We start from the raw sequence: 24,098 nt of genomic DNA, 5'->3' as shown, positions 1-24,098 counted from the left end.
GCGTAAGCTAGTCCGTCGTGAGCACGCCTGCCCTCACCTTCGACCTGATCCTGCGCGATGCGCAGGGCCAGTTACGTGTGCTCAGTCTTTACGACTTCGCCGCCGCGGCCGCCGCATCATCCTCGCGAAACAGCTTGTCGGCCAGATGGAATGCGGAGTTGGCCGCCGGCACGCCGCAGTAGATCGCGGTCTGCAGCAGCACTTCCTTGATCTGCTCGCGCGTCACGCCGTTGTTTTTGGCGGCACGCAGGTGCAGCGCGAGTTCTTCGCTGCGATTCAACGCCACCATCATCGCGATCGTCAGCAGGCTACGCGTATGACGCGGCAGACCTTCACGCGTCCAGATCTCGCCCCATGCGTAACGCGTGATCAGGTTCTGGAACTCCTCGGTCAGTTCGGTGCGGTTCGCGAGTGAACGGTCGACGTGCGCGTTGCCCAGCACCGCGCGACGCACCTCCATACCGGCTTCGTAACGGTCTTCGTCGTTCATTTTGCCTCCGTCAGGAAGTCGAGCACGGTCTTCGTGAACTCACCGGCCTTTTCGATGTTGGAGATATGCGAGGCATTGAGTTCGACGTAGCGCGCGCCCGGAATCGACTGCGCAAGTTCGCGGCCTTGCGCGGCCGTGGCGGCCAGATCGTGCGTGCCGCTGATCACGAGCGTCGGCAGCTTGATGCCCGGCGTTTCGGGCCGCAGGTCGGCCGCGTCGATTGCGTCGCAGTTCGATGCGTAGCCTTCCTTGTCGGTATGCACGAACACGTCGCGGATCATCGCCAGCACGACCGGCTCGCGCTCGATGAAGTCTGCCGTGAACCAGCGCGGCAGCACCGCGTCGGCGAGCGCGAACATGCCTTCGCTGCGCGCCTTCGCGGCACGCGGCACCCACACTTCCGGCGAGCCGATGCGCGCGGCCGTGTTGCACAGCACGACGCGCTCAAAGCGGTCGCCGTGACGCGCGGCGAGTGCGACGCCGGTCAGGCCGCCCATCGATATGCCGCAGAAATTCGCGCGCGCGATCTTCAGCGTATCCATCAGCCCGAGCACGTCGCCGCTCAGCTGCTCGATCGTGTACGGACCCTTCGGCGCTTCCGAATGGCCGTGGCCGCGCGTGTCGTAGCGCAGCACGCGGAAATGCTTCGACAACGCCGCGACCTGCGGCGTCCACATGGACATATCGCAGCCGAGCGAATTCGACAGCACGAGCCACGGCGCGTGGCCGTGTCGATCGCCGTCGATACGATAGTGAAGCTCGGTGCCGTTGACTGCGGCGTAGGGCATGCCGGTTACTCCTTGGAATGGGCGCGCTGCGCGCGCGTGGTGTGAAGCGCCAGCGCGGCGTCGACATATGCGTGCGCCTGGCCGACGTATTGAGCGGGATCGAGCAGCTGCTTCAGGCGCTCGAGCGAAAGATGTTCGGTGACGGCCGCGTCGGCGGCGAGCACGTCATACAGCGTCTTGCCGTCGCGGATCGCCGCCTTCGACGCGCGCTCGACCAGATGATGCGCGTCGAGCCGGCCGATGGAATCGCCAAGCGCGAGCATCACCGCTTCGCCGAGGGTCAGGCCATGCGTGACGTCGAGATTCGCGGCGAGGCGCGGTATGTTCACGCTCAGGCCGGACGCGATCTGTTCGATGTTCGCGAGCGCGCCGCCCGCGAGGCGCGCGAGATCCGGCAGCGCGTCCCATTCGGCCTGCCAGCCGCCGAGCGCGCGTTCGTGCTCCTGCACCATGCCGGCGAACACAGTCGCCACAAGGCCGGGCGCGCGCGTCGCGGCCGTCAGTACCGCCGCGCAACCGACCGGGTTGCGTTTGTGCGGCATCGTCGACGATCCGCCCTTGCCGGCCGCGGCCGGTTCGGCGAGTTCGTCGATTTCGGTTTGCATTTGCAGCGACACGTCGCGCGCGATCTTGCCGAGCGTGCCGATCAGCATGCCGAACAGCGACGCCGTCTCGGCGATGCGATCGCGTTGCGTGTGCCACGGCAAGGTCGGTACCGCGAGGCCGAGTTCCTTGGCGAGCGACTGCGTGACCTGCGGCGCCGCCTCGCGCAGACTCGCGAGGGTGCCGGCCGCGCCGCCGAATTGCAGCACCAGCACACGTTCGCGCAGCGCGTCGAGCCGCTCGCGATGACGCAACAGCGCGTCGAGCCATTGCGCGAACTTCAGACCCAGCGTGATCGGCAGCGCCTGTTGCAGCCACGTGCGGCCGATCATCGGTGTCGCGCGATGGGTGGCCGCGAGTTTCGCGACCGCGTCGCAGGTGGCTTGCAGGCCGCTGTCGAGCAGGTCGAAAGTGTCGCGCAGTTGCAGTACCGTCGCGGTGTCGATGATGTCCTGGCTCGTCGCGCCCCAATGCACGTATTTGCCAGCTTCGGCATCGGCGGCTTTGACGCGTGCAGTCAGTTGCTTGACGAGCGGAATCGCGAGGTTGCCGCCGAGCGGGGCGTCGCGTGCGAGCGCGTCGGCGTCGAGCTGGTCGGCCTGGCAGGCCGCTTCGATCGCGGGGACGGCGGATTCGGGAATGACTTTGTGCGCGGCAGAGGCACGCGCGAGCGCGGCTTCGACGTCGAGCATCCGCTGCAGCGTGGCACGCGGCGCCCAGATGTCGTTCATCGGCTGTGTGCCGCAAAGAAGGCCAGTCAGACGGGCGCTGGAGTCGAGCATGATGACGACGATGTTTGAGGGAATCGGAAGCGAAGAAGCGGCACGGCGCGCGGCGGTTCGAAGCAGACGCCGTGGCGGAGCAAGCGCTCGTAGCGCGCTTGCTCCGCGCTCGTGCCGTGCGTATGCCGCAGTATGTGCTGCGTATTGTGCGCCAAACGTGGACAACCCGTCGCTGAAGTTGCCAGGCCAGCGCTGACGAGGAGTTCGCCCCGTCAGCGCTGGCCCGTTCGCGCAATGCCGCTTTCAGACGAGACGCCATCGACGCGGCCGCAAAGCAGACCGCCGCCGCGACGCCTCAGCCAACTATCAGGCCGCGCGCGCGGCCTGCGTGCCGTCGGTCATCGGCACACCGGTCAGCTTCAGCAGTTCGTCGAAGCCGATGTCCGTGAAAATCTCGCGCACGACGAGGCCTTCCTTCGTGACGTCGATCATTGCGAGGTCCGTATAGATACGGGTCACGCAACCGATACCGGTGACCGGGTACGAGCACTCGGCGGTGATCTTGCTCTCGCCCTGCTTGGTCAGATGGTCCATCATCACGTAGACCTGCTTCGCGCCGATCGCGAGGTCCATCGCGCCGCCGACCGCCGGAATCGCGTCGGGTGCGCCGGTGTGCCAGTTCGCGAGGTCGCCCTTCGCCGACACCTGGAACGCGCCGAGCACGCAGAAGTCAAGATGGCCGCCCCGCATCATCGCGAACGAATCCGCGTGATGGAAGTAGGCGCCGCCCGTCAGCAGCGTGACGTGCTGCTTGCCGGCGTTGATCAGTTCGTCGTCTTCCTGGCCCTTCGCCGGTGCCGGGCCCATGCCGAGCAGGCCGTTTTCGCTGTGCAGGAAGATTTCCTTGTCTGCGGCGAGGTGGTTCGCCACCAGCGTCGGTACGCCGATGCCGAGGTTCACGTAAGCGCCTTCAGGGATGTCCTGGGCAACGCGCTTGGCCATTTCATCGCGAGTCAGTTTCTTCATGTCGGTCTCCGGGTCAGGCAGCAGCGTCGTGAGGATTGGGCGTGGGGGCATGCGCCGCTTGCGGCACCGCGATCACGCGTTGCACGAAAATGCCGGGCGTGACGATTTCTTCCGGATCGAGGCCGCCGAGCGGCACCACTTCCGACACCTGCACGATCGCGGTCTTCGCGGCGCTCGCCATGATCGGCCCGAAGTTACGCGCGGTCTTGCGATAGATCAGGTTGCCCCAGCGATCGCCCTTGTACGCCTTGATCAGCGCGAAGTCCGCGTGCAGCGGCGCTTCGAGAACGTAGTGACGGCCGTCGATCAGACGGGTTTCCTTGCCTTCGGCGAGCTTGGTGCCGTACGCGGTCGGCGTGAAGAAGCCGCCGATGCCCGCTCCCGCGGCGCGGATGCGCTCGGCGAGGTTGCCTTGCGGCACGAGTTCGAGTTCGATTTCGCCGGCGCGATAGAGCGCGTCGAACACATACGAGTCGGTCTGGCGCGGGAACGAGCAGATGATCTTGCGCACGCGCTTGGCCTTCAGCAGCGCCGCGAGGCCGATATCGCCGTTACCTGCGTTGTTGTTGACGATGGTGAGATTGCGCGCGCCCTGCTCGATCAGCGCGTCGATCAACTCGGACGGCATGCCGGCCGTGCCGAAGCCGCCGATCATGACGGTCGCGCCGTCGTGGACATCGGCGACCGCCGATTGAAGTGTCTCGAAAATCTTGTTGATCATGTCGAATTTCCTTTGGGGGCGCTACGTGCCGCTGGGCTCACAGCCGTAACCGGCAAGGCTCGCGCGGAAACAGTCTCCGGGCATGCTGGCGACGGCTCGCGAGGGGGAGAGCGGGCTGGCGCCTTCGATTGCTTCGCCGCTGAATTGTTCGTTGCGTGAACAGTGATTCGTTTAGCGAACGCTTCGGCGATTATGGTTGTCCTGTGGGCGGGTTGTCAAGGCAGGGAAACCCCCTTCATCATAGGTCGCCGCGCGCGGCGGCGAAGATCCGGGATGCCCTCGTCCAGCGCTCGCCCTGCGCGCGAAAATGCCGGCCGCGCAAAATCCCACTATGCTTACGGGCGATTTTTCAACTAGGCTCTATAGCGATACGGCATAAGCATCCCCTTGCCCCGCCCGCCCCGCGAGCCATAACAAGCATGTCCGAGACACATCTGGATCTGAACCTGATCCCCTATCTGGTCGCGATGGAAGACACGCGCAACGTGAGCCGCGCCGCCGAGCAGCTCGGCGTGAGCCAGCCGCGCGTGAGCACCGCGCTTGGGCGCCTGCGCGAATACTTCGACGATCCGCTGTTCGTGCGCACATCGAAAGGCATGGAGCCGACACCGCGCGCGCTCGCGATCCTGCCCGCCGCGCGCGACGCGTTGCTGCGCATCGAGAAAGGCATGCTCGACGTGCAGGATTTCGATCCGGCGACGAGCACGCACACGTTTTCGATCGCGCTGTCCGACGTCGGCGAAATCGTGTTTCTGCCGCGTCTTTTGCAGCTGTTCGCCGAGCGCGCGCCGTCCGCGAAACTGCGCTCGGTCACGCTGTCGCCGTCGCAAGTGGAACGCGGGCTCGAATCGGGCGATGTCGACCTCGCCGTCGGCTATTTTCCGGACCTGGCGGGCAACAACTTCTTTCAGCAGCGGCTCTTCACGCATCGCTTCATCTGCCTGATGCGCAGCGGACATCCGCTGTCGAAGGGGCCGCTCACGCTCGAGCAATACGTGGCGTCAGGGCATGCGGTCGTGCGCGCCGAGGGACGCAGCCAGGAAGTGCTCGAGCAGTACCTCGAAAAGAAGCGCATCAAGCGACGCGCGGTGCTCGAAACGCCGCACTTCATGAGCCTGCCTTTCATCCTCGCGCGCACCGACCTGCTCGCGACCGTGCCGCACGCGATCGGCTTCGCGTACGTGTCGGAGCATGCGTCGATCATGCTCGTCGAGCCGCCGCTGCCGCTGCCGCGCTTCGACCTGCGGCAGCACTGGCATCGCAAGTTTCATAACGATCCGCGCGGCAGTTGGCTGCGCGGCGTGGTCGCCGAGCTGTTCAACGATGCGATGGACGAATGGCCGAAGTAGCCGTGCGCAGCACGCCCGCGACTGCCCCGGCCGCGAAAGGGGCATCGGCACCTTCGGCGCAAAACATGGAACAATGACCTCAGTTACTGACCCCGCGCGTCGCGCAGCGTCGACGCGCGATCCAGGAGGACGACGCATGACCAGCAGCAAGGCAAAGAAGACCAAACCCGTAGCGGCCGCCGAACGCCCGAGCCGCGAAGAAGCTGAGGCAGCCGTGCGCGTGCTGCTGCGCTGGGCCGGCGACGATCCGCAGCGCGAAGGCCTGATCGACACGCCGGCACGCGTGACGCGCGCTTACGACGAGTTTTTCGTCGGCTACCAGGTCGATCCGCGCGACATCCTCGCGCGTACCTTCTCCGAAGTGGACGGCTACGACGAAATGATCGTGCTGAAGGACATCCGCTTCGAAAGCTATTGCGAGCACCATATGGTGCCGATCATCGGACGCGCGCACGTCGCGTATCTGCCGAACCATCGCGTGGTCGGCATTTCGAAGCTCGCGCGCCTCGTCGATGCGTTCGCGAAACGGCTGCAGATCCAGGAAAAGATGACGGTGCAGATCGCCGATACGCTGAACGACGTGCTGCAGCCAGCCGGCGTGGGCGTGATTCTCGAAGCCGCGCATCAGTGCATGTCGACGCGTGGCGTGCACAAGGCGGGCGTCACGATGGTCACGTCGCGCATGCTCGGCACGTTCCGCACCGATCCGTCGACACGGCGGGAGTTTCTGGCGATCGTCGGGAATCCGGGTGTGGTGGCAGTGCCGAATGCCTGATGAGGTGGACCCGGGGGCTGCTCGTGATTCGTTGACGATGCAGCCCCCGCCCCTGCGAATCCAGCGTGCGCGCCCGCGCGCACTCTCTTCAAGCGCGCCGGCCACCTTGCGGTGGGCACGCGGGGTTGACAGTTAGTTGCGTATTGACGATTGAGGCCGATGGTCGATACCGGCCGTCCACGCATGCCAGCCCAACAGCAGCAACAGGAGCGCCTCAATTGGTCGAGTTTCCGTTGTCGGCGGTTTCAACCTGGGGCAGCGCTATCGTGTTCGTCAACGTCCTGCTGACGCGCCTCGGCGTACCGATTCCGGCCGTGCCGATGCTGCTGTTCGCGGGCTCGGCGATCGCTGCGGGCACCCTGGCGTTCTGGCCGACCCTCGGCGCGGCGGTGCTGGGCGCATTGATCGGCGACGGCACCTGGTTCGCGGCGGGCCGTCTGTATGGACGCAAACTGCTCGCGTGGCTCGGCCGCTTGTCGCCCGCCGTCGATACGAGGCTGGAAACCGCGCGCGCGCTATTCGAACGCTATGGCGTGCCGCTCGTGTCGATCTCTAAGTTCGTGCCCGGCCTCGGCCTGATCACGCCGCCGCTGATGGGTACGACCGCCGTCGACATCCGCATCTACGCACTATGGGATCTGGCCAGCGTGATCGCGTGGGCGACGTTCTGGCTGCTCGGCGGCGCGGCCGTGGAACGCGAGGTGCATATGCTGCGCGCGTTCGTCGAGCAGCGCGGCGGCACGATCGCCGACATTCTTCTTGCGGTGGCGCTCGTCTATCTGCTCTACCGGCTGTATCTGCGATATTACGAACGGCGCCGGTTCACGCGAGCCACGTCGGCCCAAGCCGAGCCGATGCTGGCCGCGCCGACGCAGGCCTCATCGGCGAGTGCCGCCGCGTCGAGCATGCCGTGGCGCTGGCGGTGCTCCGGCCGCCTGCGCCGCATGGCGCCGTCCCGCGTGCTCGATGCGCGGCCCGGCGCTCCGCTGCTCGATCTGCGACGCCAGATTCCCGACGCGCGCGCGCTCGATCCGCATTCGCCTGAACAGATCGACGGCGCGCTGCGCACGCACGACATGGTCATCTATTGCATCTGCCCGGACAGCGCGACCGCGCTCGAAGTCTCGCAACATATGCGCAGCAATGGCTACACGCGGATTCGCGCACTGCGCGGCGGGCTCGATGCATGGCAGCGGCGTGGCTTCCCGGTGGGCTTGCTGGCTTACGCGGATGGTTCGGCCGCCGATCGGCCGCGCTCGGCGTTGCGGGACGAAACACCAGCGGCGGTGACGTTGCGCGGCTTCGCGCCGCGCAGTGCGGAGCGCGCCTGAATTGCGCTGCGTCGCGACAATCTGGGCCGGGAAGGCGCTCACGCTCACGCGAACGAACACCTGGCGTTAAGGCGCCGCCCCCGTGCGCGAGACCCCCTGCGTCGCCGAATACTCGTCCCACTGCGCCGACCGGGTGCGATTGCGCCCTTCGTTCTTCGCCACATACAACTGTCCATCAGCGGCGGCCATCAGTTCGAGTCCGTTCGCGACATCCGTGGCGCTCGGCAGCGCCGTTGCGCAGCCGACGCTCACCGTCACCGCCTCCGGTGCATCGTGTCCGCGCACGATGACCTGGTTTTCCACCTTGCGACGAATCTGCTCCGCGACCGCGAACGCGCCCTGCGCGGTCGTATCCGGCAGCACCACCGCGAACTCTTCGCCGCCGTAGCGCGCGACCAGATCGGCCGAGCGCCGCGCCACGGACGCGATGCAATCAGCCACCGCGACCAATACCTCGTCGCCGCTCTCATGGCCGTAGGTATCGTTGAAACGCTTGAAGTGATCGATATCGATGAACAGCACCGACAACGGCTTGTTCTCGCGTCGCGCCCGCTTCCATTCGTCGTCGAGCCGCTTGTCGAGCACGCGGCGATTGCTGAGCCCGGTCAGCGGATCGGTCGCGGCAAGACGCAGCAGCGCGGCCTGCGCGCGCTGTTTGTCGCGAAGCGCGAACGCGAGCAGCCACGACACGAGCACGAACACCGAGCCGAACGAGATGGTCAGCGCGGCGGCCACGTGGCTGCGACGCTGCCACGGCGCGAGCACGTCATCGACAGCGGGCGCGACGGCCACGATCAGCGGCGTGCCCGGTACGTGCGTGTAGGTGAAGATGCGACGCACACCGTCGACCCGCGAGACCGATACGTAGCTGCCGGAGTCGTGCACCGTCATCGGTGCGAAGGTCGGCGACTTTGCGACGCTGGTGCCGATAGCGCGCGCGTCGAACGGCTTGCGCGCGAGCAGCGTGCCGTCCGCCATCACGATGAACACCGAGCCCTGCTCGCCGGTGTCGATCCGGTCCAGCAGGTGCTGGAAATACTCGATGCGGATCGCGAGCAGCGCGATACCGGCGAAGCGGCCTTGCGCATCGTCGATGCGCCGCGTCAGCGCGATCGACAGCTTGCCGCCACGCAGCCGCGACATGAACGGATGCGAGAAATACAGGCCCGCCGCCGGATTGCGCTGATGCACCTGAAAGTATTCGCGATCGTCGAGATGGACGGTGGTGTTGGCGTCGGCGTACTGCGCGGCGGCCACTTCACCGTCGGCGCCGACTATATACGCGCCGCCGAGAAACGCGGCGGTGGTCGCGCGATCGAACAGCATCGCCTGGCGCACCGGGACCGGCAGCGTCCAGGTGAGCGGATCGCCCGCGGCATCCACCATCGATTGCAGCGACAGACTATAAATTTCGACGTTGCGCGCGAGATCGGCGGAAATGATCGACACGAGGTTTTGCGACGTCTGGCGCGCATGATCGAGCATTTCGCGGCGACCTTCGCCGACCTCCACCGCTGTCAGGATCGACATCGCCAACGCGACGAGCGTGCCGGCAATGCCGGCCACCCACGGGCGGTTGCCCACATAGCGGGTCATCCCGGCTCGAACGGCGCGCAACGTCAGGCGCAGCCGATGACGCAGCGAAAGCCCATGCGGTGCCACGCTCCTCGCCTCCTTCGCGGACTATTCTTTCGGGCCGCAGCGCGGTGCGCCGTGCATTTTGGGCTGCGGATCCTCCGCGCTAGCGAGGACCGAACGCGCTCTCTCAGCCCAGTAGCTCCGACGCCGCGCGCAAGCGGCGTTTGCGTTTCCTGTCGAGCCAACCCAACGCGGCTTCGATGTGGTCCGCGTCGGCAAACGATGCGGCATTGTCGCGCAACAGCGTTTCGCTCGCGACGGTATCGTTGAGCATGCCGAAGCGCTTCTGGATTTTTTTCAGGCGCTTGAGCGTGCGCTTATGGCTGGTTTTAAGCACCGGCCCGAAAAACTCGAACAGATAGCGCAGTTTCTTGCCCGCTTTTCTGACATCGTGAAAGGCTGCGTAATTCGAGCGTTTCGCATGGCGCGCGCGTTTGATGCGCTTTTTCAATGAGCGCTCCGACGCCCCTATGCGTCGAGCGGCAAATTTGCGCAGCGCAATAGCCGAATCGTGCGTGGCCTGCAGTTGCGCGGAAGTGGTGGCCAACGCATCGCGCAGCAGGTGTTTGACGTCGGCGTTCAACAACGTCTCGCGGCTGGTCGCCAGTGTGTCGCGGCGCGCCTGCTCGAGCTTCGGCATCAATGCTTGCGCGCCGCTGTCTTGCTGCCTGAGCAACGCGATCAGGATGTCCCAATCGCGCGTTTTACCCGCCGCGGTGGCGAGAAACTTGTAGACCGCGCGTTGCCGGGAATTTTCGCCCTTGTCGAGCAGCGGTGCGAAAGCCCACCATAACGAACGCAAACGCCGCAGTGAAACGCGCAGTTTGTGCAGCGCTTCGGGTGACGCGTCGCCGTGCACCCCTTTGGCGAGCCGGATCGCCTCATCGACGAGCGGCGCGGCATAGGAAGTGAAGGCACGCTGTGCCGGTTCGTCTTCTACCGGCTCGTTGACTGTCTCGCTGTCTTGCTTCATCGACGCTCCCGGCAAACATGACCTTACTTCCAGCGTAGCAAAAATGATGCTCAGGAGGATCGCGGCGCGTGTCAGCCGACTCTTCCCTCACGCGTTGGCGCGTCGCGCCGGCAGCGTCTATCCTCGACCGATAGGATCGCGCGTTGCACGGTTCGGCGAGTGCTCCGGCGACGATGCAGTGTGCAGTGCGGCAAATGCCGCAAACAGACCTTAGGAGGATGTATGCGAATTCTCGTTGTCGGTGCGACCGGCCTGCTCGGTTCGCACATCGTGAGGCTGCTCGCCACGGAACATGACGTGGTCGGCGCGAGCCGCAAAGGCTCCGAACTGCACGTCGACCTGTCGGACAAACGCAGCATCGAAGCGATGTATGCGCAAGCCGGCAGCTTCGACGCGATCATCTGCGCGGCCGGCTCGGCGAAATTCGCGCCGCTCGCGGCGCTTGGCGACGAAGACTTTTCTTTTAGTCTTGCCAATAAACTGATGGGGCAGGTCAATCTGGTGCGCTGCGGCGTGGACCATGTGTCGCAAGGCGGCTCGTTCACACTGACGAGCGGCGTGCTCGCGCAACAGCCGATGGAAGGCAGCGCCGCGGTCAGCATCGTCAATGCGGGTGTCGAAGCGTTCGCGCGCTCGGCCGCGCTCGAGTTGCGAGGCAAGGCCCGCGTCAATGTGGTGAGCCCGGGGTGGGTCGCCGAAACGCTCGAATCGATGGGCCGCGATCCGTCGCAAGGGGTACCGGCGGAAATCGTCGCGCAAGCTTATAAACGCACCCTCGGTGGCAGCGCAAGCGGCGAAGTAGTCAGCGCATCGTAAGCGCAACCGAAGCCCGCTCGCCGCTCGTGCTCTTGCTTAGTTCGGTTCGGACATCTTGCTATTCCCGTCCGCCAGCCCGCGTAGTATTTACCGGCGTGAGCGGCGTAGCATAGGGCGCGCCGCGCCTGCTTTTCCCGCACCCCCAATGCCGTCACGTAGTTGTCATCGTTGCGACACACAGCGAAAGCAGCATCAAGAACTCTGCGACCACTTTTTGGGGCTCACGTCATGCCGGAACTTTCGTATCCGCAACCAGGCGCCGCCAGCGGCAAAGGCCGTAACGCGGGCCTGGTTATTTTCGTTGCCCTGCTCATCGCGGGCGTCGTGTACTGCGGCGTTCATCTGATAGACGATCTGCAGCCCGTACGCGAAAGCTCGGTACTGCCGTATCTGCTGCTCGGTGTCGCGCTGCTGATCGCGCTCGGCTTCGAGTTCGTCAATGGCTTTCACGATACGGCCAACGCGGTCGCCACCGTCATCTACACCCACTCGCTGACGCCGAATATCGCGGTGGTCTGGTCCGGCACGTGGAATTTTCTGGGCGTGCTGACGTCGAGCGGAGCGGTCGCCTTCGGCGTGCTGCAACTGCTGCCCGTCGAGTTGATTCTGCAGGTTGGCAGCAGCGCCGGCTTCGCGATGGTATTCGCGCTGCTGATCGCCGCGATCATCTGGAATCTGGGCACGTGGTCTTTGGGCCTGCCGTCTTCGAGTTCGCACACGCTGATCGGCTCGATCATCGGCGTAGGTCTGATGAATCAGATGCTGCATGGTGCGAACGGCACCAGTGGCGTGGACTGGAATCAGGCGCTCGGCGTCGGCAAGTCGCTGCTGTTTTCGCCGATCGTGGGCTTTCTGCTTGCGGGCCTGCTGCTGCTGATCCTGAAGGCCGTCGTGCGCGTGCCCGCGCTGTATGCCGAGCCGAAGGGCAAGGAGCCGCCGCCGTTCTGGATTCGCTGCCTGCTGATTCTGACCTGCACGGGCGTGTCGTTCGCGCATGGCTCGAACGACGGCCAGAAAGGCATGGGGCTGATCATGCTGATCCTGATCGGTACCGTGCCCACCGCCTACGCGCTGAACAAGGCGGTCACGCCGGCGCAAACGGAGAACTTCGTCGCGGTCGCGCATCAAACCGCGGCGACGCTGTCGCGCTACACGCAGGGCGCGGCGCCTTCCGCGGATCCGCGCGCCGACGTCGAGGCCTTCGTGCGCACCCCGTCAGCTGACGCCCGCCACGCTGCCGGCGCTGCAGCAGCTGACCGAGCAGATCGGTCGCCAGGTCGCCGAGTCGGGCTCGATGGCCGCGGTGCCGCAAGGCATCGTCGATAACGTGCGCAACAACATGTATGTCACCTCCGAGGCGATCCGTCTGATGCAGAAGGCCAATCAGCCGCAGTTCTCGCCCGAAGACGCGAAGGTCATCGCCAACTTCAGAACGCAGATCGACCACGCGACCAAGTTCATTCCGCCGTGGGTCAAGGTGGCGGTCGCGATCGCGCTGGGTCTCGGCACGATGGTCGGCTGGAAGCGCATCGTCGTTACGGTGGGCGAGAAGATCGGCAAACAGCATCTGACGTACGGCCAGGGCGCGTCGGCTGAACTCGTCGCGATGATCACGATCGGTGCCGCCGACGTCTACGGTCTGCCGGTGTCGACGACCCATGTGCTCTCTTCCGGCGTGGCCGGCACGATGGCGGCCAACGGCTCGGGTCTGCAATGGGCCACGGTGCGCAGTCTGATCCTCGCATGGGTGCTGACGTTGCCCGCGTCGATCGCGCTCGCGGGCGGGCTGTTCTGGGCGTTCCGTTCGGTGTTCTGAGTTCGCCGATCTGGCGGGGCGAAGCACGAAGAAAAGCGCGGTACGCTGATATACGTACCGCGCTTTTTCGTTGGCCGGCTATTTCATACGATCCGCTGTTAATACAGCTCAGGCACGATCATCGACTGAGGCACCGGCTGACGGCTATAGTCTTCGTGATAGACACGCGACGGCAAGTCGATCTGCGGATGCTCGATCTCGTGATACGGCACCTGGCTCAGCAGATGCTGAATGCAGTTCAGGCGCGCGCGTTTCTTGTCGACGGCCTGCACGACCCACCACGGCGCCTCGGGGATATGCGAGCGCTGCAGCATCACCTCCTTCGCCAGCGTATAGGCTTCCCAGCGGCGCCGGCTTTCCAGATCCATCGGACTCAGCTTCCACTGCTTGAGCGGATCGTGAATGCGGTTCTGGAAGCGGATTTCCTGCTCTTCGTCGGTGATCGAAAACCAGTACTTGAGGATCTGCACGCCGCTGCGCGCCAGCATCTTTTCGAACTCCGGCACCGAGCGGAAAAACTCTTCGTATTCCTCGTCGGTGCAGAAGTTCATCACGCGCTCGACGCCCGCGCGGTTGTACCAGCTGCGATCGAATAGCACCATCTCGCCGCCCGCCGGCAGGTGCGATACATAGCGCTGGAAATACCATTGCGTGCGCTCGCGATTGTTCGGCGCGGGCAATGCGGCCACGCGGCACACGCGCGGATTGAGGCGCTGTGTGATGCGCTTGATCGCGCCGCCCTTGCCGGCCGCGTCGCGCCCCTCGAAGATCACGACGAGCCGGTGCCCGGTCGCGACGATCCAGTCCTGCAGCTTGACCAGTTCTCCCTGCAGCCGGAACAGTTCGCGGAAGTACTGCTTGCGCGCCTCGCGATGCTCGGGCGTCAAGCCGTTCGGGCCGTCGATGATGCGGTCGTCGACCTCCATTTCGAGTTCTTCGTCGTAGGCATCGATGAGGTCTTCCTCGAAACGGCGTTGCCGCTCCGCCATCAGTTCGATATCGGGTCTCGGGTCCGGCTCTTTCATTGCGGCTCTCCTCGCAACAGGAATGGGATGGCGCGCGGCGGCTAGCGCGACGCGGTCGCGTTCGATTATCGAAGCGCGAGGTGTCAGCCGTGTTACCGCGTGGGCGGCCGCTGCACATGCGTGGTAACCCCATGATAGCGAGTTTTGCCCCGACTTCGGCCGCTAGGGCAGTGGCCGCGCGAAGCTCAGTTCGTGGCCGTCCGGATCGGTGATATGAAAATAGCGCTCGCCCCACGGCGCATCCGACGGCGCGAACGTCGGCTGCAAGCCTGCCGCCACCGCCCTGGCATGGAACGCGTCGACGTCCGACACGTAGATGATCACGCGCCCCCACCAGTTGACCGGCGCGCGCGCATCAGCGATCAGGTTCAAATACGAACTGCCGAACGCGAACGACGTGAAGGCCTCGCGCGGACCGCCGAACTTGATCGGGAAGCCGAGCGCTTCGTAGAACGCGACGGCGCGCTGCATGTCGCTGGTGGCGAGCGTGATCGCACAGAGCGACTCGATGCGTGGACCCGGCTGCGGGGATTGCGGCGCTGAAGCGTTAGATGCGGACATGAACAGGGTCTCCGTGGCGCGAGCGAGCGGCGAGCGACGGCCCGCCCGGGAAAGTGTCTCACGGGCAGTGGCCACCGGTCTGGCGGCGCGGCCGGGACGCCGCCGACGCCCCCGCGATGCACTTGAAAACTCGCGCACCGTCCCGCATCTCGGAGCCCGTCTATCCGGAGCATCGTTATGGGAAGCCGCCCACGCTTCATCGATGACCTGTCGAGCGCCGCATCCGACGCCCCCGGGCCCCAGTCCACCGACCTTTTGACCCACGACGACGACGCGCTGCTCGACGCCTACTCCCGCACCGTGATCGGTGCACTGGAGCGCGTGCAGCAGGCGGTCGCGTTTATCGCCGTCGAACGCCGGCTGCCCGGCGACGCGTCCGCGCATGGGCGCGGCGCGCGCGGCGGCACCGGCTCGGGCTTCCTGTTCACGCCCGACGGCTACCTGCTGACCAATAGCCACGTCGTGCATGGCGCGACGCATATCCAGGTGACGCTGGCCGACGGCGCGAAGTTCGACGCCGATCTGGTCGGCGACGATCCCGGCAGCGATCTCGCGGTGCTGCGCATCGGTTCGCCGGAACCGCTGCCGCATGTCGAACTCGGCGAATCATCGAAGCTGCGCGTCGGGCAGATCGCCATTGCGGTCGGCAACCCGCTCGGGCTGCAACAGACCGTGACGACCGGCGTCGTTTCGGCGCTCGGCCGGTCGCTGCGCTCGAACTCCGGCCGCATGATCTACGACGTGATCCAGACCGACGCGGCATTGAATCCGGGCAACTCGGGCGGACCGCTGATCAATTCGGCGGGTCAGGTGATCGGCGTGAATACCGCGATCATTCCTGGCGCACAGGCCATCTGTTTTGCGACCGCGATCGATACCGCGAAGTGGGTCATCATGCAGATCTTCGCGCACGGTCGCGTGCGACGCGCGTATATCGGCGTGGCCGGCACGACGACGCCGCTGTCGCGGCGCGTGCAGCGCTACTTCGGGCTCGGCACGCAAAGCGGCGTGCGCGTGATGGAGATCGTCAAAGGCAGTCCGGCGGCGCTCGGCGGCTTGCGCACCGACGACACGATCGTCGCGATCGACGCGCAGCCGGTGCAGGATGTGGATGCTCTGCAACGCACGCTCGATGCGTCGCGTATCGACAAGCCGGTCAACGTGACGGTGTTGCGCGGCGCGCAGCGGGTGGAGTTGACGGTGACGCCGGTGGAGCAGGCAGGGTGATGGGGGGATTGCCGGGGGACTGCGGGTGGACAGTCAGGCGCCACCCTACCGCAAACCCTACATTAGACTCTACAAGAAATAATTAAAATCCTTATAAATCAATTTATTGAACGATATAATCAACAACATCTAACTCTACATTAAACCCTACAATCCGCGATGACGACCGTCGTATCGTTCGAACCCTTGTTTCCTGAGGACCGTGTATTGGATCCGCTGATCGAGCGCACGACCGAACTCGTCGACTCATCGCAAAAGCTCCTTGCCGTAAGCGGGACGCCATTTGCCGCGGCGCTCGTCCCGCAATTGCGTGCGATGAATTCGTACTACACAAATAAGATCGAAGGCCAGCACACCACGCCCGCCAGGATCGAGGCCGCTCTCAAGCGCGACTATTCAGCTGACGTCGCCGAGCGCAAAAAGCAGCGCCTTGCGATGGCGCATATTGCAACGGAATCCTCGCTCGAAGAAGAGTGGGATTCGCTTGCGACGCCCGCCCTGTTCGAGCCCGCACGACTTACGGCCATTCATGAGCGATTTTTTTCCTATTTGCCGGTCGCTGAGAGATTTACCAGCGAGGGCGAACCAATCGTGCCGGGCGAACTTCGCAGATCGGACGTCACCGTGGGCCGGCATCTCGCGCCAGAACCTGAAATGATCGCGCCATTGCTCGATGCATGGGCCAAGCGATATGCGCGCCTACGGATCAAGGACCATCAGTTGATCGGCATCGCCTGCTCGCATCATCGGTTGGCATGGACTCACCCGTTCGCAGACGGCAATGGCCGGGTGGCACGTCTGCATTCACATCTCGCTTTACGATCGGCCGACTTGACGCATGGCCTATGGTCTCCGCTTCGCGGTCTCGCACGCGAACATGAGCTGTACTACGCAAGATTGAGCGAAGCCGACCAGACGCGCCGCAATGACCTCGATGGCCGAGGCAATCTATCCCAGGAAGGCCTGGTGCGTTTCGCGCGGTTCTTTCTCGATTGCTGCCTGGACCAGGTAAGCTTTATGGTTCGCATGACCGAGTTCGATGGCATTGCAGATCGCCTGCTCGATCTATTGCGCTACCTCGATTCGAATCCGTGGATGATCGGCTCCGAAAAATCGGTGATCAAACCGGAGGCCTCGGCACTGGCGATGGAGTTTGTGGCGACGCGGCGTGCAGTCAGCCGCGCCGAATTCAATCAGATACTTGGCGTTACTGATGTTCTGGCTCGCCGGATTACGCGCTCTCTACTTGATATTGGACTGCTCGACTCGCCTTCCCATCGCGGCAATCTCTCGTTCGGTCTCCCATTGAAGAGTCTTCGATTTCTATTCCCGAGACTATGGCCCGAAGTCGATCAGGACTAGGCTGATCGTCGAAGAGAATGGCTGCAACCGGCTCTCCTCCCTACCGAACCACCCGCGTCACCCCTCGCCCGCGCGGATCGGCCGCCGCCTCCGGCTCGTCCCCATCGATCCTGATCACCTGAACATCGCCGGTGAATTCCTGCCCTTCCAGCTTGTAGCCCTTCGCCTCGAGCTGCTGGGCGAGTTCGCCCTCGATCGGCTTGTACGGCTCCGAATAGATCGTATTCGGCGGCAATAGCTGGTGATGGAAACGCATCGCGGCGAGCGCATCCGGCAACGGCATGTCGAAGTCGTAGATGTCGGTGATCACCTGGAAGATCGTCGTGAAGATCCGCGATCCGCCCGGCGTGCCGATCACGAGCGCGACCTTGCCGTCCTTCGTCAGAATCGTCGGCGCCATCGACGACAACGGGCGCTTCTTCGGCTCGATCGCATTCACGTCGCTGCCGACCACATCGAACATGTTGGCGGCGCCCGGCTTCGCGGAGAAGTCGTCCATCTCGTCGTTCAGCGCGATGCCTGCCCGATCCACCACGACGCCCGAGCCGAACGCGCCGTTCAGCGTGTACGTGTTCGACACCGCGTTGCCCCATTTGTCGACCACCGAAAAATGCGTGGTCTCCGCCTTCTCCGGCATCGAGGTCCCGAGCCCCGGCTGAATGCTCTTCGTGTCCGACGGCGCATTCGGATCGACCTCGGCCGCGCGCTTGGCCAGATACGGGTCGTCGATCAGTTGCGCGACCGGCACCTTGTAGAAATCCGGGTCGCCGAGATACTGCGCGCGGTCCGCGAACACGCGCTTCTCGAGCTCCGCGATCAGATGCACGTATTGCACGGAATTGAGCGGCACGTTCTTGAACTCGGGCGCGATATCGGCCTTCATCTTCAGCAGTTGCACGAGCCCGACGCCGCCCGAACTCGGCGGCGGCGCGGTGATCACGCGGTAGCCGTTCCAGTTCGCCTGCACCGGCTCGCGCCAAACCGCCTTGTACTGCGCGAGATCGGCCTTCGTAATCAGGCCGTGGCCGCGCATCGAAGCGGCGATCAGATCCGCAGTCTTGCCCGTGTAGAAATCTTTCGCGCCCTGATCGGAAATACGCTGCAGGACCGCGGCAAGGTCAGGCTGCCTGAAGGTGACGCCCTGCTTCAGATTGCCGAAGTAGGTGTCGAAATTGGTCCTGCCCGCGAAGTTCTTCGCCGCATCGTCGCGCCGCTTCTGCAGTTGCGGGGCGACCACGAAGCCGTCGCGCGCATAGTGAATAGCCGGCGCGAGCACCTGCTGCCATTTCAGCTTGCCGAAACGGCGCTGCGCTTGCCACATGCCGTCGACGGTGCCTGGCACGCCCACCGCGCGATAGCCGACCAGGCTCATGCCTTTGATGATCTCGCCCTTGTCGTCGAGATACATGTTCTTCGTCGCGGCGAGCGGCGCGCGCTCGCGATAGTCGAGGAAATACGGCTTGTTGTCGACGTACAGCGTCATGAACCCGCCCCCGCCGATGTTGCCCGCATCCGGGAACGTGACCGCGAGGGTGAAGGCGATCGCGGCGGCCGCATCGACCGCATTGCCACCTTCGTTGAAGATCTGCTCGGCGGCATCGGCGCTGTATGAGTCCGGCACCGCAATCGCCGAACCGGCAAGCACGGCCGGTTGCGTCTTCGCGGGCGCTTTCGCGACAGCAGGCGCCGCCTCGAGAAACCCGGTTGAAACGCAGAGGATTGCGATCAGGGCAAGACCGCTGATCGAAGCACTGGTTGAAGCTTTGACGTTGCGAAACAACTTCATGACCTCCTCATCGACGACGACATCCGCATGATGGCTTACGCGCGCCCGCGACGGCCGCGCGAGATCTCATCGCCCGCGTCTCGCGGCAGCCGCCGCGTAATCGGAATCGACAGGCACGAGAACAGACCGACGACGAGAAACGCCGGCCAGAAATCGGAGAACACGATGTTCGGATGCCCTTGCACACGATGCGAAATCTGCAGCACGATGCCCGAGATCGTCACGCCGAGGCCGAGCGACATCTGCTGGATGACGCTCGCGACACTCGTCGCGCGGCCGACGTCGCTGCCCGGAATATCGGCATAGGCCAGCGTATTGAGCGACGTGAATTGCAGAGAAGGAAAGAAGCCGCCCACCAGCACGATGCCCCAGATCACCCAATGCGGCGTGCCGGGAAAGAACAACCCGTACACGGCGATCGCGAGACCCGCGCACGCGGCGTTGACCATCAGCACGGTACGAAAGCCGAAGCGTTCGAGAATGCGCGACGCCACCGTCTTCATGAAGATCGAACCGAACGCGGACGCGCACGTGATCGCGCCGGCTCTGAACGCGGTCATGCCGAGCCCTTCCTGCAACGCGAGCGGCAACAGGAACGGCACGGCGCCAAGACCGATCCGAAACAGCGAACCGCCGATCACGCTCGCATGAAAACTTGGAATGCGCAGCAAACGCAGATCGAGCACCGGCAGCGCGACGCGGCTCGCATACAGCACATAAAGCAGCAGCAACACGATGCCGGTCACGCACATGCCGACCGATAGTCCCGTCGACACCAGTTCGCCGCCGACCAGCGAGAGCCCGAGCATGAACAGCGAAGCCCCGCTAGCCGACAGCACGAAGCCGAGCCAGTCGAGCCGGCCCGGATGCGGCTCGCGCGTATTGGCGATGTATTTGTTGGTGAGCCAGATGCCGAGCAGGCCGATCGGCACGTTGATCACGAAGATCAGACGCCAGTGCAGATAGGTCGTGATAAAGCCGCCGAGCGGCGGCCCGACCACCGGACCGAGCAACGCCGGCACCGTCAGATAGTTCATCGCGCGAATGAACTCCGACTTCGGCAGCGACCGGAAGATGATGATGCGGCCCACCGGCACCATCAGCGCGCCGCCGATGCCCTGCACGAAGCGCGCGAGCACGAAGGTATCGAGCGAAGTCGAGGCCGCGCACAACAGCGAGCCCGCCAGGAAGATGCCGATCGCGGTCCGGAACACGGTGCGCGAACCGAAGCGGTCGGCGACCCAGCCGCAGATCGGGATAAAGACGCCAAGGCCGATCACATACGCGGTGACCGCAAGCTTCAGCGTGATCGGATCATGACCGAGGTCGCGTGCCAGAACCGGCAGCGACGTCACGATGACCGTGCCGTCCACGTTTTCCATGAACATCGCGCACGCGACGATCAGCGGAACGATGAAAGCGCCTAAAGCGAGCAGCATTGTCATGGCGACGGGCGGCCAGCCATCAATGGAAAGCGTCGATTATGGCATCGCGGCGACAACAAATGTTGTCGCGCGACGGGATTTTGCCGGGTGCCATCGCGCGCTGCCGTGCATCTTCGCGCGCGGCACGGACGCCTCAGCGCGATGCGCTGACGAGCGGCTGCAACTGCGGCAGGATCTCGTTGGCGGCGCGCGCGACGTCGTTCGGGAAGTCGATCTCGATCCACGGCGCGCCGGTCACGTCGGCCGTGTCGAACAGCTGGCTGCGCTCGAGCAGCAGGTCACGCACCGCCTCTTCGTGCGGCATGTTCGCGCGGCCGCTGTCGATATAGCCCGCGACGATCTGCGTGAAGCGTCGCGCGGTTTCCTCGCGGAAGCGGAAGAAACCGACCGACTCGCCGATCGTGTCGTACTCCAGATTGACCGCGAGCTGCTTGCGCAACTCGACCGGCACGCCGTCCTTCAGGCACAGCTTGACGGGCTCGTCGCCCGCTTCGAAATCGCGGTCGATCAGCAGACGGTTCACCGACTCGCCCGCCACCAGCGCGCTCAGGATGCGCTCGTCGTACAGCACGTCGGCGTCCATCAGCAGCACGTCGCCGCCGCGCGTCAACGCGTCGGCAACGGTATGCACGGTCAGCACGCTGCCAAGATCGAAGCGCGGATTGAGCACGGTCTCGACCTTGTGCGGCCAGTCGATGCGCGCGAGTTCCGCCTGCACGGATTCCGGCTGGAAACCGAGCGCCAGCACGACGTCGGTCACGCCAGCGGTTTTGAGCATCTGCAGATGCCGTTCGAGCAGGCTCATGCCGTCGAACTGCAACAGGCATTTCGGAAACTGGGCTTGCGGCGGCTGCTGGAGACGCAGGCCGAGGCCCGCTGCGAGAATGATTGCGCGCATGCGCGGTCCTTTGAAAAAAGTACGGAGGTCAATCGGCAACCGGCACGCGCCGTGGAGCGCGCCGCCGTTGCCAGCTTCGTTCGCTGAAGTGCAATACAAGCAGGCCCGGCAGGCCCAGCAGGAGTTCACGCGCACGCTTGGCGAGCGACAACGCCAGCGCCGCGTCGGGCGGCAAACCCACCAGCGGCGCGAGCAGCAGATAGCCGCCCTCCTGCACGCCGAGCGAGCCCGGGATCATGAAGGCCGCGCCGCGAATCGCCTGGCCGATGCTTTCCAGCAGCAGCGCGTCGATCCAGCCGACCGGATGACCGAGAAAACGCAGCGCGAGCCATACCTCGGCCGTGCCGACGACCCATCCCACGAGGCTCAGCGCAAAGCTCGCCGCCACGCGGCCGCGCTCGCGGTACAGCGACTGCACGGCGGCATCGACGGCTTCCGCGCGCGTCATCAGCGACGACCAGTCGCGCTTGCCGAACACCTTCGACACCACGCCCAGCAGCCGGCCGAACAGACCGCGCCGCTGCGCGAAGTAGAACGCGGCGATCAGCGCGCCGAGCACGCCGGTCGCAATCAGCGTTGCGGTGCGCAGGTCGTGCAGCGTGCCGTGCGCGGCGTACGCGCCGAACATCGCGAGGCCACCGAGCGCGAACACGATTTGCGCGAGCGCCTGCCAGGTCGTGCTGACGGTGATCGCGGCGGCCGCGTCGCGCAGCAGCATGCCGCGCTGCGACAGTTGACGCACCATCACCACCGGGCCGCCGATCTGCCCAGCGGGCAGCAGGCTATTCACCGACTCGCCGATCCAGCGCGCGGACAACGCATCGCGCAGCGAGGGTTCGGCTCGCGCAGCGCTCGTCGCGCCGCTGGTTGCACCGCTTGCCGGACCTTCATGCGCACCGTCACGCGAAGGGTGGTCGCGCCTGAACAGCACGGCGATCGCAGCCGCATCGAGCACGAGCGGCACCACGTGGAACGCGGCGACGACCGCGAGGCCCCAGCCGGCTGCGAGCAAGGTCGACGCCACCGAGCCGAAGCCCTGCCAGGCGAGCAGGCCGACGAACAGCGCCGAGCCGATCGACAGCAGAAGCAGGGCCGCCCGACTCACGCGGCGTCCTTGCCGCGCGAGGCCATCTGACGGAACACCTGGCGGAAACCGAAGTACGCGATCGCGTCCTTCATGTTGGAAACGAAGCGGCGCCACGGCCGCATGTTGGGATCGGTGACGTATTCGAACGTCAGCGACACACGCATCTCGTTCGGCCCGGCCGGCGTGATGCGATGACGCAGCTTGTCGCCATCGAAAAACACGAGGCCGCCCGGCGGAATCTGCACCGAGCCCGGCTGGTCGGGCACCTCCGGATTGCGCGTATGCAGTTCGTAGTCGAGCCGGCACGACGATTCGTCGATCACGCCGAGCAGCAGCGTGTAGCGGCGTCCCTCGTAATACGAAGTATCGTAGTGCCAGCCGATATGGTCGCCGGGGCGCGTGTAGTAGTAGAGCGCGTATGCGTGCGGATCGTCGGCGGGCGACACCTGCAACTGGTCGCCGCTAAGCTGCTCGAGCCAGCCGATCAACTCCTTCGAGCGATACAGCTCGGCGACGAACGGCGCGAGACGGTCGATCGTATGGCGGCTGACACTGCCGCCCTGCTTGTGACCCGGCAGATAGTTGCGGTTCACTTCGTCGAGCAGCGCGCGCGCGCTGTGTACCAGCTGCGCGGTCACTTCCGGCGCGAGGAAATCGTCCAGATACAGAAACGCGTCCTGCGCGGCGAAGTCTTTACGCAGACGCGCGTTGTCGAACGTGCGGGTACGGCTCGCGACCGCGCGGTCGGCATCGGGCGCGGGCGTGCCTGACGACACGGGCGCGATCACGTCGTCTTCGGCGTGCAGATTCATTTGCTGGCCCACTGTTGACGGGATTCAGACGCGCTGGCAGCCTTGGCCGTCGGGCGAGCGCTACGGCGCGCGACGCGCCAGTAGTCGATCACCACCCATACGGCGAACAGCGGCGCGCCGATCGACGCGATCACCACGAACGGCGCGACGACATTCGTCAGCGTGACGATGGGCAGCAGGTACAGCACGTCCTCGGTTTCGAAGCCCCCCATCGACGCCTGCTTCGTGCCGGCCTTGCCGACCATTTCCTCGATCCGCATGCGCAAAAAGAAGATCAGGGCGACCGCGACACCAGCCACCGCGCCGAGCACGCCGGGCGCGAGCTTCAAAGCGTCGATCTGCGCGCCGCCGACACCGATACCCATGCCGACGAACAGCATCACGGTCACGAGCGCATCACAGGCGAGATCGTAAAAATGACCGATGCGGCTCGACTTGCCGCCCACTCGCGCGAGTTCGCCGTCCGTGTGATCGACGAAATTCGACAGGACGATCAGCAGTGCGCCCGCATTGGCCCACGCGAATCCCCCGTGCGCAAGGCACAGCGCGCCTGCGACGCCGATCAGCAGGCGCAGCGTGGTCAAATGGTTCGGGGTGACCCAGGTGTCGACTAGCGGTGTCACGAGCCGGCGGGCGAGCCGGGCGTCCCACGTACGTGGCGGCGGAACGTTGATTGGAGGTCGGGGTTGCGAAGTCATAGGGCGGAAATATATACGGGATTCTGAAAGCTTGCTGTTATGCCGTACGTTGCTCTGCAATTTGCAGATGCCGTTCGTGTGTCCGTCACAAAGCGGAATTCACCGAATCGCTGTAAAGTGCGAATCCAGTTGTGCCAGTCACGCGGAAT

The 24,098-nt window shown here is 64.8% G+C and carries 21 protein-coding genes and 1 pseudogene; 7 read left to right on the top strand and 15 right to left on the bottom strand.

The genetic code is table 11. The annotated features are described in order from the left end of the window. Nucleotides 1-88: 88 nt before the first annotated feature. From pcaC to OKW35_RS23025, 5 genes are all read right to left on the bottom strand, one after another. Nucleotides 89-490 carry a 4-carboxymuconolactone decarboxylase gene (gene pcaC, locus OKW35_RS23045; RefSeq protein ID WP_187619599.1) on the bottom strand — a complete coding sequence of 134 codons (402 nt, stop codon included), beginning with the start codon at nt 488-490 and terminating at the stop codon, nt 89-91. Beyond that, nucleotides 487-1,278, bottom strand: coding sequence for a 3-oxoadipate enol-lactonase (gene pcaD, locus OKW35_RS23040; protein WP_090807263.1), 792 nt, complete (start codon nt 1,276-1,278; stop codon nt 487-489). The genes pcaC and pcaD overlap by 4 nt, the downstream gene beginning before the upstream one ends. Nucleotides 1,279-1,283: 5 nt before the next feature. After that, nucleotides 1,284-2,663, bottom strand: coding sequence for a 3-carboxy-cis,cis-muconate cycloisomerase (locus OKW35_RS23035; protein ID WP_429553218.1), 1,380 nt, complete (start codon nt 2,661-2,663; stop codon nt 1,284-1,286). 306 nt (nt 2,664-2,969) lie between these two features. Continuing rightward, nucleotides 2,970-3,629 (bottom strand): 3-oxoacid CoA-transferase subunit B, encoded by a 660-nt coding sequence (locus OKW35_RS23030; RefSeq protein ID WP_184063370.1) that lies wholly within the window; start codon nt 3,627-3,629, stop codon nt 2,970-2,972. A gap of 13 nt (nt 3,630-3,642) precedes the next feature. After that, nucleotides 3,643-4,350 (bottom strand): 3-oxoacid CoA-transferase subunit A, encoded by a 708-nt coding sequence (locus tag OKW35_RS23025; protein WP_062131411.1) that lies wholly within the window; start codon nt 4,348-4,350, stop codon nt 3,643-3,645. A gap of 419 nt (nt 4,351-4,769) precedes the next feature. Between OKW35_RS23025 and OKW35_RS23020 the strand changes: the two genes are divergently transcribed. The 3 genes from OKW35_RS23020 to OKW35_RS23010 all read left to right on the top strand — a co-directional run bounded on the left by OKW35_RS23020 (nt 4,770) and on the right by OKW35_RS23010 (nt 7,805). Beyond that, entirely contained in the window at nt 4,770-5,699 is a 930-nt protein-coding gene (locus OKW35_RS23020; protein ID WP_090807267.1) for a LysR family transcriptional regulator, read from the top strand. Between the two features lie 136 nt (nt 5,700-5,835). Then, entirely contained in the window at nt 5,836-6,474 is a 639-nt protein-coding gene (gene folE / locus OKW35_RS23015) for a GTP cyclohydrolase I FolE (RefSeq protein ID WP_184063367.1), read from the top strand. A 218-nt stretch (nt 6,475-6,692) separates the two neighbouring features. Further along, nucleotides 6,693-7,805, top strand: coding sequence for a VTT domain-containing protein (locus OKW35_RS23010; protein WP_184063363.1), 1,113 nt, complete (start codon nt 6,693-6,695; stop codon nt 7,803-7,805). A gap of 66 nt (nt 7,806-7,871) precedes the next feature. On the opposite strand, the gene OKW35_RS23005 is transcribed toward OKW35_RS23010, so the two are convergent. Both OKW35_RS23005 and OKW35_RS23000 read right to left on the bottom strand, forming a co-directional pair. After that, a complete protein-coding gene (locus OKW35_RS23005; RefSeq protein WP_429553217.1) occupies nt 7,872-9,467 on the bottom strand; it encodes a diguanylate cyclase in 1,596 nt (531 codons plus the stop codon). A 103-nt stretch (nt 9,468-9,570) separates the two neighbouring features. Continuing rightward, nucleotides 9,571-10,416 (bottom strand): CHAD domain-containing protein, encoded by an 846-nt coding sequence (locus OKW35_RS23000; protein WP_184063345.1) that lies wholly within the window; start codon nt 10,414-10,416, stop codon nt 9,571-9,573. 222 nt (nt 10,417-10,638) lie between these two features. Here OKW35_RS23000 and OKW35_RS22995 point away from each other — a divergent pair, with 222 nt between their 5' ends. Together OKW35_RS22995 and OKW35_RS22990 are read left to right on the top strand one after the other, a co-directional pair. Beyond that, on the top strand, nt 10,639-11,232 hold the full coding sequence (locus OKW35_RS22995) for a short chain dehydrogenase (RefSeq protein ID WP_090807273.1): 594 nt from the start codon (nt 10,639-10,641) through the stop codon (nt 11,230-11,232). A gap of 228 nt (nt 11,233-11,460) precedes the next feature. After that, a pseudogene (locus tag OKW35_RS22990) lies at nt 11,461-13,048 on the top strand (inorganic phosphate transporter). Between the two features lie 98 nt (nt 13,049-13,146). On the opposite strand, the gene ppk2 reads toward OKW35_RS22990, so the two are convergent. Together ppk2 and OKW35_RS22980 are read right to left on the bottom strand one after the other, a co-directional pair. Further along, nucleotides 13,147-14,073, bottom strand: coding sequence for a polyphosphate kinase 2 (gene ppk2, locus OKW35_RS22985; protein WP_429553216.1), 927 nt, complete (start codon nt 14,071-14,073; stop codon nt 13,147-13,149). A 162-nt stretch (nt 14,074-14,235) separates the two neighbouring features. Continuing rightward, nucleotides 14,236-14,634, bottom strand: a complete 399-nt coding sequence (locus OKW35_RS22980; RefSeq protein WP_090807279.1) for a VOC family protein — start codon at nt 14,632-14,634, stop codon at nt 14,236-14,238. A 177-nt stretch (nt 14,635-14,811) separates the two neighbouring features. On the opposite strand from OKW35_RS22980, the gene OKW35_RS22975 reads away from it, so the two are divergent. After that, nucleotides 14,812-15,861: a S1C family serine protease gene (locus tag OKW35_RS22975; RefSeq protein WP_187619609.1), complete on the top strand. Its 1,050-nt coding sequence runs from the start codon at nt 14,812-14,814 to the stop codon at nt 15,859-15,861. Between the two features lie 207 nt (nt 15,862-16,068). Next, on the top strand, nt 16,069-17,223 hold the full coding sequence (locus OKW35_RS22970; RefSeq protein WP_429553215.1) for a Fic family protein: 1,155 nt from the start codon (nt 16,069-16,071) through the stop codon (nt 17,221-17,223). Between the two features lie 40 nt (nt 17,224-17,263). On the opposite strand, the gene ggt is transcribed toward OKW35_RS22970, so the two are convergent. The 6 genes from ggt to OKW35_RS22940 all read right to left on the bottom strand — a co-directional run bounded on the left by ggt (nt 17,264) and on the right by OKW35_RS22940 (nt 23,949). Next, entirely contained in the window at nt 17,264-19,009 is a 1,746-nt protein-coding gene (ggt, locus tag OKW35_RS22965) for a gamma-glutamyltransferase (protein WP_429553214.1), read from the bottom strand. A 35-nt stretch (nt 19,010-19,044) separates the two neighbouring features. After that, on the bottom strand, nt 19,045-20,448 hold the full coding sequence (locus OKW35_RS22960) for an MFS transporter (RefSeq protein WP_429553830.1): 1,404 nt from the start codon (nt 20,446-20,448) through the stop codon (nt 19,045-19,047). A 139-nt stretch (nt 20,449-20,587) separates the two neighbouring features. Beyond that, nucleotides 20,588-21,352 (bottom strand): NTP transferase domain-containing protein, encoded by a 765-nt coding sequence (locus OKW35_RS22955; RefSeq protein ID WP_429402708.1) that lies wholly within the window; start codon nt 21,350-21,352, stop codon nt 20,588-20,590. A 28-nt stretch (nt 21,353-21,380) separates the two neighbouring features. Beyond that, nucleotides 21,381-22,457, bottom strand: a complete 1,077-nt coding sequence (locus OKW35_RS22950) for a lysylphosphatidylglycerol synthase domain-containing protein (protein ID WP_429553213.1) — start codon at nt 22,455-22,457, stop codon at nt 21,381-21,383. Continuing rightward, nucleotides 22,454-23,251 carry a HalD/BesD family halogenase gene (locus OKW35_RS22945; protein WP_429553212.1) on the bottom strand — a complete coding sequence of 266 codons (798 nt, stop codon included), beginning with the start codon at nt 23,249-23,251 and terminating at the stop codon, nt 22,454-22,456. Before OKW35_RS22945 ends, OKW35_RS22950 begins: the two co-directional genes overlap by 4 nt. Then, on the bottom strand, nt 23,248-23,949 hold the full coding sequence (locus OKW35_RS22940) for a CDP-alcohol phosphatidyltransferase family protein (RefSeq protein ID WP_184063299.1): 702 nt from the start codon (nt 23,947-23,949) through the stop codon (nt 23,248-23,250). Before OKW35_RS22940 ends, OKW35_RS22945 begins: the two co-directional genes overlap by 4 nt. Nucleotides 23,950-24,098: the final 149 nt, after the last annotated feature.

The sequence above is a fragment of the Paraburkholderia sp. MM5477-R1 genome (assembly GCF_050436385.1).
Classification (GTDB): Bacteria; Pseudomonadota; Gammaproteobacteria; order Burkholderiales; family Burkholderiaceae; genus Paraburkholderia; species Paraburkholderia tuberum.
Note: the sequence above shows the minus strand (reverse complement) of the source record. Positions and strands in the feature narration are given on the sequence as shown.

Bases quoted from the DNA above. Each gene is read 5' to 3' on its own strand.
- pcaC (WP_187619599.1), bottom strand. From the start codon at position 490: ATGAACGACGAAGACCGTTACGAAGCCGGTATGGAGGTGCGTCGCGCG.
- pcaD (WP_090807263.1), bottom strand. From the start codon at position 1,278: ATGCCCTACGCCGCAGTCAACGGCACCGAGCTTCACTATCGTATCGAC.
- OKW35_RS23035 (WP_429553218.1), bottom strand. From the start codon at position 2,663: ATGCTCGACTCCAGCGCCCGTCTGACTGGCCTTCTTTGCGGCACACAG.
- OKW35_RS23030 (WP_184063370.1), bottom strand. From the start codon at position 3,629: ATGAAGAAACTGACTCGCGATGAAATGGCCAAGCGCGTTGCCCAGGAC.
- OKW35_RS23025 (WP_062131411.1), bottom strand. From the start codon at position 4,350: ATGATCAACAAGATTTTCGAGACACTTCAATCGGCGGTCGCCGATGTC.
- OKW35_RS23020 (WP_090807267.1), top strand. From the start codon at position 4,770: ATGTCCGAGACACATCTGGATCTGAACCTGATCCCCTATCTGGTCGCG.
- folE (WP_184063367.1), top strand. From the start codon at position 5,836: ATGACCAGCAGCAAGGCAAAGAAGACCAAACCCGTAGCGGCCGCCGAA.
- OKW35_RS23000 (WP_184063345.1), bottom strand. From the start codon at position 10,416: ATGAAGCAAGACAGCGAGACAGTCAACGAGCCGGTAGAAGACGAACCG.
- OKW35_RS22995 (WP_090807273.1), top strand. From the start codon at position 10,639: ATGCGAATTCTCGTTGTCGGTGCGACCGGCCTGCTCGGTTCGCACATC.
- ppk2 (WP_429553216.1), bottom strand. From the start codon at position 14,073: ATGAAAGAGCCGGACCCGAGACCCGATATCGAACTGATGGCGGAGCGG.
- OKW35_RS22980 (WP_090807279.1), bottom strand. From the start codon at position 14,634: ATGTCCGCATCTAACGCTTCAGCGCCGCAATCCCCGCAGCCGGGTCCA.
- OKW35_RS22975 (WP_187619609.1), top strand. From the start codon at position 14,812: ATGGGAAGCCGCCCACGCTTCATCGATGACCTGTCGAGCGCCGCATCC.
- ggt (WP_429553214.1), bottom strand. From the start codon at position 19,009: ATGAAGTTGTTTCGCAACGTCAAAGCTTCAACCAGTGCTTCGATCAGC.
- OKW35_RS22960 (WP_429553830.1), bottom strand. From the start codon at position 20,448: ATGCTGCTCGCTTTAGGCGCTTTCATCGTTCCGCTGATCGTCGCGTGC.
- OKW35_RS22955 (WP_429402708.1), bottom strand. From the start codon at position 21,352: ATGCGCGCAATCATTCTCGCAGCGGGCCTCGGCCTGCGTCTCCAGCAG.
- OKW35_RS22945 (WP_429553212.1), bottom strand. From the start codon at position 23,251: ATGAATCTGCACGCCGAAGACGACGTGATCGCGCCCGTGTCGTCAGGC.
- OKW35_RS22940 (WP_184063299.1), bottom strand. From the start codon at position 23,949: ATGACTTCGCAACCCCGACCTCCAATCAACGTTCCGCCGCCACGTACG.